12 protein-coding genes are annotated in these 11,782 nt (G+C 46.9%); 6 read left to right on the top strand and 6 right to left on the bottom strand.

The annotated features are described in order from the left end of the window. Nucleotides 1-17 precede the first annotated feature (17 nt). Nucleotides 18-1,430 carry a Gfo/Idh/MocA family protein gene (locus tag NQ564_RS07780; protein ID WP_008149114.1) on the bottom strand — a complete coding sequence of 471 codons (1,413 nt, stop codon included), beginning with the start codon at nucleotides 1,428-1,430 and terminating at the stop codon, nucleotides 18-20. Between the two features lie 76 nt (nucleotides 1,431-1,506). Beyond that, the gene (locus tag NQ564_RS07785; RefSeq protein ID WP_008149112.1) at nucleotides 1,507-2,766 is read right to left on the bottom strand and encodes a DEAD/DEAH box helicase; all 1,260 of its coding nucleotides are present in this window, start codon (nucleotides 2,764-2,766) and stop codon (nucleotides 1,507-1,509) included. Between the two features lie 360 nt (nucleotides 2,767-3,126). On the opposite strand from NQ564_RS07785, the gene recQ reads away from it, so the two are divergent. The 3 genes from recQ to NQ564_RS07800 are packed head-to-tail and all read left to right on the top strand — an operon-like array spanning nucleotide 3,127 to nucleotide 6,815. Then, nucleotides 3,127-4,956, top strand: a complete 1,830-nt coding sequence (recQ, locus tag NQ564_RS07790; protein WP_008149108.1) for a DNA helicase RecQ — start codon at nucleotides 3,127-3,129, stop codon at nucleotides 4,954-4,956. A 56-nt stretch (nucleotides 4,957-5,012) separates the two neighbouring features. After that, on the top strand, nucleotides 5,013-6,035 hold the full coding sequence (locus NQ564_RS07795) for a L,D-transpeptidase (RefSeq protein WP_208855427.1): 1,023 nt from the start codon (nucleotides 5,013-5,015) through the stop codon (nucleotides 6,033-6,035). A gap of 33 nt (nucleotides 6,036-6,068) precedes the next feature. Then, entirely contained in the window at nucleotides 6,069-6,815 is a 747-nt protein-coding gene (locus NQ564_RS07800) for a murein L,D-transpeptidase catalytic domain family protein (RefSeq protein ID WP_008157253.1), read from the top strand. Here NQ564_RS07800 and NQ564_RS07805 read toward each other — a convergent pair. Genes NQ564_RS07805 through NQ564_RS07820 form a run of 4 tightly spaced genes read right to left on the bottom strand, consistent with a single transcriptional unit; the run spans nucleotide 6,728 to nucleotide 10,246 of the window. Beyond that, nucleotides 6,728-7,327, bottom strand: coding sequence for an aminotransferase class IV family protein (locus NQ564_RS07805; RefSeq protein WP_008149103.1), 600 nt, complete (start codon nucleotides 7,325-7,327; stop codon nucleotides 6,728-6,730). The genes NQ564_RS07800 and NQ564_RS07805 overlap by 88 nt on opposite strands. Beyond that, the gene (locus NQ564_RS07810) at nucleotides 7,311-8,312 is read right to left on the bottom strand and encodes an aminodeoxychorismate synthase component I (protein ID WP_008149101.1); all 1,002 of its coding nucleotides are present in this window, start codon (nucleotides 8,310-8,312) and stop codon (nucleotides 7,311-7,313) included. Before NQ564_RS07810 ends, NQ564_RS07805 begins: the two co-directional genes overlap by 17 nt. Further along, complete coding sequence (locus tag NQ564_RS07815; RefSeq protein ID WP_008149100.1) at nucleotides 8,309-9,193, bottom strand: carbon-nitrogen hydrolase; 885 nt, start codon at nucleotides 9,191-9,193, stop codon at nucleotides 8,309-8,311. The genes NQ564_RS07810 and NQ564_RS07815 overlap by 4 nt, the downstream gene beginning before the upstream one ends. 27 nt (nucleotides 9,194-9,220) lie before the next feature. Beyond that, nucleotides 9,221-10,246, bottom strand: a complete 1,026-nt coding sequence (locus NQ564_RS07820; RefSeq protein ID WP_008149098.1) for an agmatine deiminase family protein — start codon at nucleotides 10,244-10,246, stop codon at nucleotides 9,221-9,223. A gap of 378 nt (nucleotides 10,247-10,624) precedes the next feature. Here NQ564_RS07820 and NQ564_RS19405 point away from each other — a divergent pair, with 378 nt between their 5' ends. The 3 genes from NQ564_RS19405 to NQ564_RS07830 all read left to right on the top strand — a co-directional run bounded on the left by NQ564_RS19405 (nucleotide 10,625) and on the right by NQ564_RS07830 (nucleotide 11,777). Next, nucleotides 10,625-10,885 carry a hypothetical protein gene (locus NQ564_RS19405; protein WP_008149096.1) on the top strand — a complete coding sequence of 87 codons (261 nt, stop codon included), beginning with the start codon at nucleotides 10,625-10,627 and terminating at the stop codon, nucleotides 10,883-10,885. Nucleotides 10,886-11,063: 178 nt separating this feature from the next. Further along, nucleotides 11,064-11,546, top strand: a complete 483-nt coding sequence (locus NQ564_RS07825; protein WP_008149094.1) for a hypothetical protein — start codon at nucleotides 11,064-11,066, stop codon at nucleotides 11,544-11,546. A 72-nt stretch (nucleotides 11,547-11,618) separates the two neighbouring features. After that, nucleotides 11,619-11,777 carry a hypothetical protein gene (locus NQ564_RS07830; protein ID WP_008149092.1) on the top strand — a complete coding sequence of 53 codons (159 nt, stop codon included), beginning with the start codon at nucleotides 11,619-11,621 and terminating at the stop codon, nucleotides 11,775-11,777. Nucleotides 11,778-11,782 lie beyond the last annotated feature (5 nt).

Genomic DNA, 11,782 nt, shown 5'->3' on the forward strand with positions numbered 1-11,782 from the left:
GATATTTCTATTTTATCTTATTCAGACAAAGCGAATGCCGGCTGACGGTGGATCCACTGTCCACGAGTAAAGTCGGGGAAGTCTACCAATGCACCGCCACGAGCGATAGACATCTCGGACAAAGCAGAAATAGCACTCCATGCAGCAGCATCGTAGCAGTCCATAGGAGCCGGTTTCTTGTTATGGATAGCGTTGATCAAGTCGAACATCATCACGTAGTCCATACCACCATGTCCGGCCTGAGCAGCTTCGGCTTCATGTTTGGACCACAATGTATGGTCGAACTTCTTAAACCATTCTTCCGAATCATCCCAACGGTGAGGTTTGGATTGATTTTCAACGTAAACGTGATCGCCATCGTTCATCCACAAACCTTCGGTTCCCTGAATGCGGAAACCCAAAGAATAAGGACGGGGGGAATTCGTGTCATGTGTAACGATAACCGTCTGCCCGTTTGCACATTTGATCATGGAGGTTACAATATCGCCCAAGTTGAAACGGACTTTTGCCAACGGATGGTTTTCACCACCATTGTCCACGATGAACTTATGCAAGCCACGAGACTGGGTTGCCATAGCAGACAAGGAGAGGAAACGGTTACCACGGTTGATATCAAGGCAGTTTGCCACCGGTCCGATTCCATGCGTCGGGTAGACATCGCCGTTACGACGGACAGAATGGTTCGTACGCCACTGGGCCTCTGCAAACGCATCTTTACCCATGCGCAACTCACCGCCTTTCTGATAAGTATAATGTTTTCCATCATTGAATTTGACATCGCGCAAATCATGTTCATAACCGCAAGTCGCATGCAGCAATTCACCAAACAGGCCTTTGCGGACCATGTTCAACGCAGCCATACAATCGCGACGATAGCAAACGTTTTCCATGATGTTCAGATGGCTTCCCGTAGCTTCTGATACGTTGACCAGATCCCAGCATTCTTCCAGCGTATTGGCAGCAGACACTTCCACACCGACATAAGGAACACCTGCTTTCATGGCTGCAACCGACATCGGTACGTGCCATTCCCACGGGCTGGCGATGATAACGCAATCGAATTCTTCGTTGTTCAACATCTTTTCAAATTCACGTTCGCTACCTGTATATACCTTTGGAGCCGGCACATTGAACTTGGCGATATGATCCAGTGTACGCTGGATCGGGCCAGCCTGGATATCACAGATAGCCACGATCTTGTTTCCGGGGATAGACAATACGTTGTTAATATGTTCATGACAACGGGAACCTGTACCGATAAAACCGAAGCGCAATTTGCCATCGTCTTTGCCGGCAGGTTTCTTTTTCTTTTCTGCACTTGTTTCTGTTGTAACTGTAGCAGCAGCGGCGTTACTACTTAATGCAAGACCAGCAGTACCAATTCCGGCAGCGGTCATCTTTTTCAGGAATGAACGACGAGTGTTTTCCATTTTTCAATTTAGAATTTTATGTTAAGTGGGCAAATTTATAATATTCCATGAATATTTCAAAGGATAAATGGTGGTTTTATTTATTTGCCGTTCTTTTCTTATTCCGCCAAAAACTTCCATCGCGTTTGTTACCGAACATATTCCTACGCTTCGACTCTTCCTTCATCGCTTTTTTCTTCTCGGCAACCGCTTCCTTTACCTCGGCAGTCTCAAACATATGGCCTCCGGCAACCGGCACATCTTTACCGATTAGTTTTTGGATATCCTTCAGATACGGAACTTCCTCCACATCGCAGAAAGAGAAAGCAATCCCGCTACGGCCAGCACGTCCGGTGCGGCCGATACGGTGTACATATGTCTCCGGCACATTCGGCAAATCATAGTTGATGACATGCGAAAGATGATCGACATCAATGCCGCGGGAGGCAATATCGGTCGCGATCAAAACACGAAGCGTATGATCTTTAAAACTGGATAAGGCACGCTGACGAGCATTCTGCCCTTTGTCTCCATGAATGGCTTCCGCACCAATCCCGGATTTGTTCAGGACACGAGCGACTTTGTCGGCTCCGTACTTTGTACGGGTAAAAACCAAAACGGATTCCAACGAACGGTCTTCCAGCAGATTCTTCAGCAGGTTGATCTTTTCCACTTTCTCTACAAAATAGACAGACTGGTCAATCGTATCGACAGTGGAAGATACAGGAGTCACCTCTACTTTCTCAGGTTCATGGAGGATCGTTCCGGCCAGACGCTCGATTTCCGGTGGCATTGTTGCAGAGAAGAACAGAGACTGGCGCTTCTTGGGCAGCAAAGGCAGGATACGTTTGATATCGTGGATAAATCCCATATCCAGCATCCGGTCCGCTTCGTCCAAAACAAAATATTCCAATGTATCCAGACGGATAAAACCCTGACTGAGCAGATCTAACAGACGACCGGGAGTTGCGATCAACACATCCACACCCCGTTCCAAAGCATCCGTCTGTGGTTTCTGTCCCACACCACCGAAAATAACGGTATGTTTCACGTGAGTATAACACCCGTATGCCGTAAAGCTTTCACCGATCTGGATCGCCAATTCGCGTGTCGGAGTCAGGACCAGGGCTTTAATACCCGGCTTACACCTACTTGAAATCTGTTCTTCGATCTTCTGAATGATAGGGATGGAAAAAGCTGCCGTCTTACCGGTTCCTGTCTGTGCGCAACCTAATAAATCAGATCCGTCCAATACTAGGGGAATGGCTTCGGCTTGTATGGGAGTGGGAGTTGTGTACTTTTCTTTTTTGAGAGCCTTGCGTATCGGCTCGATCAGTTCTAATTGTTCAAATGTCATATAATAAGTATGAGCCATCACGGCTCGTTAAATAAATAATGATGACAAAGGTACACAAAAATTCAGGGCATTGTACCAAAACAGCAACAATTTCTTATTTCTATGGAAAGAAAAACCTTTTTTGTCCCGAATAATTCTTTTTTAAGTGCCTACCAATTCTGTAATCGGCGTCAGTGATTATATAATCAGTGGTTGTGATTTTATAATCACTGACACTGATTTTATAATCACAACCACTGATTACAAAATTTGTAGGCATTCTGATGTTTTTTTGCTCATGTAGATAAGTTTTCTTGTAGCAAGGAAATATTATTTCTTATATTTGCGTGCTTAAAAAACATTCAGTTCTTTTTGATTCTCATGAAAGAATTATTGTTACTACTCAAACGGTTCTTCGGATACACTACATTTCGCCCTTTACAGGCTGAAATCATACAGCGCATCTTGCAGAAAGAAGATTCGCTGGTCCTGATGCCTACGGGTGGCGGCAAGTCGATCTGTTTTCAGCTTCCGGCGATCTACATGCCGGGAACTGCCATCGTAGTATCTCCCCTTATTGCTCTGATGAAGGACCAGGTCGAAGGACTGATCGCCAATGGCATACCGGCATCAACACTCAACAGCATGATGCCTGAGGAAGAACGCCACCGGGTACGGCAACTCTGCATACAGGGGAAGGTGAAGCTGCTTTACATCTCCCCCGAAGGGATCATAAGCGAACTGCATTGGCTTCTTCCCCGCATCGACATTTCGCTGATCGCCATTGACGAGGCACATTGTATCTCGCATTGGGGACATGATTTCCGTCCCGAATATACCCAGCTGTCCGTTCTGAAAGAGAATTTCCCGAAAGTACCGATCGTCGCCCTGACAGCTACGGCGGACAAAATCACCCGGACAGACATACTGAATCAACTGAAACTACGTGATCCTAAAACATTCATCTCGTCTTTCGATCGCCCGAACCTATCGCTCACTATCCGTCGCGGACTGAGCAAAAAGGAAAAGATTGCAGCGATCGTCCATTTCATCAACCGCCACCACCGGCAAAGCGGCATCATCTACTGCATGAGCCGCAACAGTACGGAATCTTTGGTTGAAGAACTGTCCGAATACAGTATCCGGGCAGTCGCCTATCATGCCGGACTAAGCCCCGACAAGCGCGAGAAAGCGCAGGACGATTTCATCAACGACCGTGTCAATGTGGTGTGTGCGACAGTCGCGTTCGGAATGGGGATAGACAAAAGCAATGTCCGCTGGGTCATTCATTATAATATGCCGTCAAGCATCGAGAACTACTACCAGGAAATAGGCCGTGCCGGGCGGGACGGCATGAAAAGCGACACGCTTCTTTTCTATTCCGTAGGCGATATCCTGCTCCTCCGCCGTTTTGCAGAGGAAAGCGGACAGAAAGACGTCAGTTTGCAAAAGTTAAACCGGATGCGCCGGTATTGCGAGGCAGACATCTGCCGACGCCGTATCTTGCTGAGCTATTTCGGAGAAGAAACGGACAAGGATTGCGGGAACTGCGACGTCTGCAAGAACCCTCCCCAGCGTTTCGACGGGAGTATCTTGGTGCAGAAAGCCTTGAGCGGTATTTTCCGTACCGGGCAAACAGCTAATATGCACCTGCTGATCGATATACTCCGGGGGGCCGAAAAGGAAGAGTTGAAGGAAAAAGGATATGATAAACTAAAAACCTACGGGGTTGGCAAGGACCTCAGCTACAAAGAGTGGAAAGAATATTTATACCAGATGCTTCAGCTCGGTTATATCGAAATCGACTATATGTCGGCCGGCCACCTGAAAGTGACTCCATTAGGGCGTAAAGTCCTTTTCGGCGAACAGCAGGCACTCATGACCATTTATCAAAAGACAAAAGACTTTGCCCTGCCGACCAAAAAAGGCGGCTACAAATACCGTCCGATCCGTCCGATCGAATCCACCTCCGTAGAAGAAACGCTTCTCGACTCCCTGCAACAGCTTCGCAAGCAGATTGCCGAACGTGAACATACCCCGGCTTATATCATCTTTTCAGATGATGCCCTCGAAGATATGGTCCAGAAGAAACCGGTCACACTCGACGAGTTTAGCGAAATACGAGGTGTCGGACAGCTCAAGCTGGACAAATACGGAAAAGTATTCGTCGCCCTGATCCGCTTTGTCCTTCGTTTGCCTAAAAAAGAATAAAAAAGAAAAACAAACAATCGTCCTATTCTTTTGTTTATATTTACATAATGAATAGAATGATAGATACAATGAAAACAGTCCCCATACTCTTACTACTTTGTCTTTCCTCACTGAGTTTCTGTACGACAAAGCCGAGAGAGCCGCAGGGACCCGGTTCCCCCAGACAAAACATTCCGATTGCCGAAACAACACCGGAACCGGAGGCACCCCCTCCCCTCATTGAAACCATTATAGAAAAGGAACTACTTTACGACCAGCACACGTTGACCGATACTTACCCGTATAAAGATACGACACGGGAATTTCAATGGGATAAGATCCGTGCCGGTATTCGTCTGCTCGATTCGATCCGGCAAAAACCGTCCCGTTGGGCGATCTTTCAAAACTACAGGAACAAGAATGGGGAAGCTCCACTGGTCCGAAATTTTCATCGCGATGCTTACAAGCGTGTTTCCGACACTTTAGGTATCGAACGTTACCAGTCTGTCCCACTGTATCTGCCAGACGATACGCTGACAGCCGAACGCTATGGCCGTGACGGGACTCTGGTGAAATTACTGGACGACAGCGACCACCTTTTCCGTATCCAAACGATCTATACAAACGGGGAATGGCTTGTTCCCGGAAAATATGTCAAGCCGATAGCCGATAGCGTCACATTCGACAAGGCCATATTCGTCGATGTCACCAACCAAAATATCGCAACGCTCGAGCATACGGGTTCCAAATGGCTTGTCAGAAGCATGAATCCGGCAACAACAGGGCAGCACCGCCCTCCATACGCACAGGAAACGCCATTAGGCATATTTGTCGTCCAGGAAAAGAAGGCAAGGATGATTTATCTGGTAGACGGCAGCAAAGAGACAGGTGGATTCGCTCCTTATGCCAGTCGGTTCACCAACGGAGGGTATATCCACGGAGTTCCGGTAAACGCGCCACGTAAGTCGCTGATCGAATACAGTCCAACGCTTGGAACGACTCCACGTTCCCATATGTGCGTCCGGAATGCGACCTCGCACGCCAAGTTCGTTTATGATTGGGCGCCTGTAAATGAGACTATTGTTTTCGTTTTTGATTAAAAGTCTTATCTTTGTGCGACATTATTCAATCTTATGTTATTGCGCATCTGTTTATACTTGTTTTTATTATTTCTTCCGGCTAATTATACGATAACCAGAAGTTCGTCTCCCCTAATTCCGGCTGATCCTGCGGCGGCCATGTCTTCGGTATGCCGACAGCTCTATACAGATATGCAGCTGGATAATGTGGTGGACTATACCGCCTTCGAACAAGCAATAACCGGATCGCAGGCAATCGAACGACGTAACAAGGATATCATTACCCTGATCGACTTCACGAAGCCTTCCACGGAAGAGCGGCTTTATGTTCTGGATATCCGGCACAAGAAACTCCTGTTCTCCTCTCTCGTCTCGCATGGGAAAAACAGCGGAGGAAATTACGCCACGTCTTTCTCCAACAAAGTCAATTCTTACAAAAGTTCATTGGGATTTTTCGTGACGGAGAATACCTATCAGGGTAAAAACGGCTATTCCTTAGTCCTGAACGGTTTGGAAAAAGGGATCAACGACCGGGCAAAAGAACGGGCGATTGTGGTACACGGGGCTAATTATTGTAGCCCGTCCGTTGCTGCATCGGCAGGCCGCTTAGGTAGAAGTTTCGGTTGTCCCGCCCTGCCTCAGTCACTTGCCAAGCCAATTATCAACACCATCAAAAACGGGACCTTACTCTACATATATGCCAATGACAAAGACTATTTGAGCCAAAGCACGATCTTATCAACCGAAAGATCGATTTCTCCAAACTCGATCATCGCATTGAACAACCTGATACGGGAATAGCCCGGCAAATCCTCCGGCCGGATATCACCTGCAACCATCTCTCCCCGATCCAGCAAAGAAGCCCTTTTCGTTCCTGCCAGCAACGGTACGGAAGGGGTAATCCATTGTTTTCCGTTCCAGAGCGCAATATTGCAAATAGAAGTGTCGGTCAACCATCCTCTCCGAACGATCAGCACGTCGTCCTCCGTTTCGCGCAAATCGAACAAACGGTTCAGTACACTCCGGTCCGTACTTTTATACCGATAGTCGGCTTCATCATCGGCAACCAATCGCAAAGAGGATACCGGACGAATATGATAGGAGGCATACTCCACTTTCAGGATATCTTTATCATATTCAACGCGGCACTTTGTCCGTTCCCGATAGTCTCCAGGTTGGATACAGTCACTCAAATCAAGGAAACCGGTTTGATGCAACACGTCCCGGCGTGTCTCATTCATACGCCGGTTATGGTAGGGCAAATTATGAATCTGCCCGTTCTCGATCCGGATCGTTTCAATAAATGGGGACATAAACTTTCTGTTTCATTTCGTCATACTCACTTGCCAAATCACTTTGGGAGGTGATGCCTCCTCCACTCTTAAAGACCAAAGAGCCATCCCCCTGTCGTTCCAAAAAGCGAATCATGACAGCACTGTTCAAACTATTCCCGTCAAAATAGCCCATAACACCCGTATAGAACCCTCTTTCGTATGTCTCGGCTTCCGCTATAATCTCCATTGTCTTCTTTTTAGGTGCGCCAGTAATGGAGCCTGCCGGAAGGAGGCAAAATAGCAAATCTCCTATCTCTGCCTGCCAATTCCTGACAAGACGACCCCGGATCTCCGAACTGACCTGCAACAAAGCACCTTTATGCGTCAGCAACTCGTCTATGTACCGATAACGGGTCACCGTCACCTCGGTCGCCACTATACTCAGGTCATTGCGGATCAGGTCGACAATCGTAGCATGCTCGGCCGTTTCCTTCGGATCGTCCAATATCCGCCTGCGGGCATCCGGCAACGTAGCATCGATCGTTCCCTTCATCGGATAGGAATAGATATGTTCACCCCGTATCTTCACGAATATCTCAGGAGAGAAAACAACAAAACGATCTTTCAGCCAGAGCTTATACCGGGCTTCCGAACGGATAAAAACATCCTCTAAACTCAGATCGGTCCGGACAGGAGTAGCGCAAGTCAGATTGACTAAGTAAGAGTTCCCAGCCCGGATATGTCCGACAACTTTATGAAACGAGCCGGCATAAGCCTCCTGTGTCATAGGGAACGTTTCCCACCGGATCGCAGAAGTCAAGTTCTCCATGATCTTCATGCGACTTGCAATCGCAGCATTCGTCACACCATCCAGGTCGTAAAGCAACATCTCAGGATCGACCTGGTCCAGCTCTTCTACAATCACCCGGTCTTGCTTGTAATCGATCACAAACAGGAAAGGCCGCCTTTCCGTACCCAATCGGTTCATACGGCAGACGGCCTCTATACGGTTATAGAATATCATATCAGAAAACGTTCGGTCAAACCTCCAAAGGCATCGATACGGCGATCCCGGAAGAAAGGCCACCAACGGCGGACATTCTCGCTACGCGTCTTATCGATCTCCACAATTCGTATTTCTTCATCACTATTGGAAAGTTCGGCCAAGAGCTCACCCTGCGGACCGGCGACAAAACTGTTTCCCCAGAACTGAATCCCATTCGTTTGCCCGGACGGATCAGCCTCGTGCCCCACCCGGTTAACCGTAACGACCGGAAGCCCGTTGGCCACAGCATGCCCCCGCTGAACAGTTACCCAAGCTCCTAACTGGCGTTTTTTCTCATCCTCCGTATCACTACTTTCCCAACCGATAGCTGTCGGATAAATCAGCAGTTCCGCCCCTTTCATCGCCATCAGGCGGGCAGCTTCGGGATACCATTGGTCCCAACAAACCAATACGCCCAATTTACCCACCGAAGTATCGATCGGCTCAAACCCAAGATCACCGGGAGTAAAATAGAACTTCTCATAATAGGCCGGATCATCCGGAATATGCATTTTACGGTATTTCCCGGCAATAGTCCCGTCTTTCTCAATCACGACAGCTGTATTATGATACAAACCGGGAGCCCGTTTCTCAAACAAAGAAAGAACCAACACGATCCCCAATTCTTTTGCCAACGCCCCGAAGCCCTCTGTAGAAGGTCCTGGAATCGGTTCAGCCTGATCGAACACTTCGGTATTCTCCGTCTGGCAAAAATAAAGCCCGTTATGCAACTCCTGCAAAACGACCAACTCCACCCCTTGCAAAGCACAAACCCGGATATTTTGTTTCAGCTTCTCAATATTAGCAGCCCGGTCCCCCGTATTCGCCTGCTGCACCATCCCTACCTTTAACGTATTCATCCTTATTTTTTATTCTTCATTCTTCATTCAAATAACCCCCTCCGGATACTGCATCGTCACGCAATGTAGCGAACCATGTTGTTTAATCAACGGCAAGCAATTGATCCCAATAATCTCACGATCCGGAAAAACCTGTTGCAAAGCATCCTTCGCCAGTTCATCCTTTGGAGAATTATAATATGGAAGCAACACAGCTCCGTTGATAATCAAAAAATTGGCATAAGTGGCCGGGAGACGTTCGCCCTCCCATACTACCGGGTCCGCCATTGGCAGAGCAATCAGCCGATAAGGTTTACCGTCAGCCTGTTTGAAAGCCAGCAACTCCTGTTCCATTGCCTGCAGTTCCTCGAAATGTTCATCCGACTCATCCGTACACTGCACATAAGCAATCGTATCTTCGCTACAGAACCGTGCCAGCGTATCGACATGGCTATCCGTATCATCACCGGCCAAATAGCCGTTTTCCAGCCACAAAATACGTTCAAAACCAAAGACATCCTTCAGATAGGCTTCCAGTTCTTCCTTTTGCAGATATTCGTTCCGGTTCACAGACGAAAGACATTCGACGGTAGTGAGCAGCGTTCCTTTGCCATCCGATTCGATACTGCCGCCTTCCAATATGAACGGTTGCATGTTGATAATCGGGATTCCGTCGGCAAAAGTACCCTGCATCGCCAGATTGCGTGTAATCAGATTATCCAAATTTGCCACATATTTCATTCCCCACCCGTTGAACACAAAGTCATACACGGCCGGTTCCCCTTGGTCGAATACGGTAATGCCACCATGATCACGAGCCCAGGTATCATTCGTCGCCATCTCCCTGAAAATGATCCGGCTGTCATCCACATCGCCTAATTGTCTGCGTACTTTCTGTTCGTCCGGACAGACAATCAAGAGCTTTTCGTGTTTGATTACCTCTTTGGCAATCGATACGAAGCAAGGAATCACCTCGTCTAATATAGGCGCCCAATCCGTTTCTTCATGCGGCCATGTCAACTGGACGGCACTTTGCGGATACCACTCTGCAGGTAATATGATTTTATTTTCCATCTATATCTAAAATATGCGATTATATTACAGCACAAATATAGGCTTATTTTCTAATACAAAAGTACTACAATTTCTTGGAATACGGAAGCATCATAGGGCAACCGCACCAAAAATCATAAGGGATAATCAATCCTTGTTTTTAGTACGGACATTTTTGTATAAAAGTTTTTTTTGCAAAACAACTATCATACTGTCATAACTAAATTTATATACCTGTAGGACAGCCTGTTATTCTATGATGGTTACTGTTTTCAACTATCATTCATCTATCATAACCATCATGGGTAAAAATCAATAAGGTATTATATATCAGCATTCTATAAAATTGCAGATATACTCTGAAGTTGATATAAAATATATAAATAGACTCATTTTTCCATGAATACAAGCTACTCTTTTACCAAAAGCAACTTGAAAAGTTTCTTTAGACCCGGGTGGCGGGATGCGGGAGATCCGGGTGTGGAAGATGTGGAGACCCGGATCTTGATGAAACCGAAACAAGGATGTGGGGCTGTTTATCTGCCTTGTCCGAGGAGGTTTTATGCACTGTTTCCGATTATAATTAGGCGGAATACCTACTTTTTTAACACAAATAGTCCCTTATGTTTGCTAATGATTATTTTGGCTAATAGAATATAAATATCACATTATCAGTGATATATGTAAAATTATAGGCAAAAAGTATGATAGTTGCATGATAGTAGTATGATAGTTTAAAGCAGAAACCATCATGCTTTAATCTGTTGAACAATAGTGCATAAAGGCAGAAAATGATAGTATGTTTCTCATGCAACGCTACCATGTATAAGACATCGCCTTGAAAGAACTGACCCAGTCATTCCTCACCAAAGAGAAGCTCAATCAAGACATGGAGAATCCGGAAAAAAGGTTGGGGAATATTGATAGTTTCCTGCCGGATTCATTCAAAAAACGGAAAGGAGGACAACGTATGTGGCGCGACACGATCATAGTAGAAGAAGACAACTGCATTGTCGCCACGGGTGACAATGTGCGGATGAATACCAGGGAGATAGCCGACCTTTTCAATATCACGGCGGCAAGCGTGAACCGTGCCGTGAAGCGGGTATTGAAGTCGGATGTATTGAACGACTATGAGGTGGTGAAACTCGTCCGTTTGGATAACGGATTGCTGCTGGAGTTCTACTCGTTGGACCCCATCATCGTGTTGTCTTACAAATGGAACACGTTTTACACCTTTGCTATCGGGATAAGGGAAAGCTCGCAACTCACTCGTTCAACTCGTTTGCGACAATCGGAACACAGCCGTACCACTCCGTAAAGCCGAAGCGACTCTGCATAGCCATCGCTCACTACCTCGCTACCTCTTATAGATGCGCCCCGCCAATCACTCATGCGCAACACTGCCACTTATCACTTCGGACTTATCCGCTACGGGTTGCCAACCGCATCTCCCTCGCTCCGAGTTGCAAAAGGAAATGCGCTCCCGATACCCGACAAAAACAACACAAGCCCCGATTTTGCCGGAGCTTACGAATGGGTGGTTGATTAGAATAT

The organism is Parabacteroides johnsonii DSM 18315 (assembly GCF_025151045.1).
GTDB lineage: Bacteria > Bacteroidota > Bacteroidia > Bacteroidales > Tannerellaceae > Parabacteroides > Parabacteroides johnsonii.

What these genes read in the sequence shown, in the direction of transcription:
- NQ564_RS07780 (WP_008149114.1), bottom strand. Translation starts at nt 1,430, where the DNA reads ATGGAAAACACTCGTCGTTCATTCCTGAAAAAGATGACCGCTGCCGGA.
- NQ564_RS07785 (WP_008149112.1), bottom strand. Translation starts at nt 2,766, where the DNA reads ATGACATTTGAACAATTAGAACTGATCGAGCCGATACGCAAGGCTCTC.
- recQ (WP_008149108.1), top strand. Translation starts at nt 3,127, where the DNA reads ATGAAAGAATTATTGTTACTACTCAAACGGTTCTTCGGATACACTACA.
- NQ564_RS07795 (WP_208855427.1), top strand. Translation starts at nt 5,013, where the DNA reads ATGATAGATACAATGAAAACAGTCCCCATACTCTTACTACTTTGTCTT.
- NQ564_RS07800 (WP_008157253.1), top strand. Translation starts at nt 6,069, where the DNA reads ATGTTATTGCGCATCTGTTTATACTTGTTTTTATTATTTCTTCCGGCT.
- NQ564_RS07805 (WP_008149103.1), bottom strand. Translation starts at nt 7,327, where the DNA reads ATGTCCCCATTTATTGAAACGATCCGGATCGAGAACGGGCAGATTCAT.
- NQ564_RS07810 (WP_008149101.1), bottom strand. Translation starts at nt 8,312, where the DNA reads ATGATATTCTATAACCGTATAGAGGCCGTCTGCCGTATGAACCGATTG.
- NQ564_RS07815 (WP_008149100.1), bottom strand. Translation starts at nt 9,193, where the DNA reads ATGAATACGTTAAAGGTAGGGATGGTGCAGCAGGCGAATACGGGGGAC.
- NQ564_RS07820 (WP_008149098.1), bottom strand. Translation starts at nt 10,246, where the DNA reads ATGGAAAATAAAATCATATTACCTGCAGAGTGGTATCCGCAAAGTGCC.
- NQ564_RS19405 (WP_008149096.1), top strand. Translation starts at nt 10,625, where the DNA reads ATGAATACAAGCTACTCTTTTACCAAAAGCAACTTGAAAAGTTTCTTT.
- NQ564_RS07830 (WP_008149092.1), top strand. Translation starts at nt 11,619, where the DNA reads ATGCGCAACACTGCCACTTATCACTTCGGACTTATCCGCTACGGGTTG.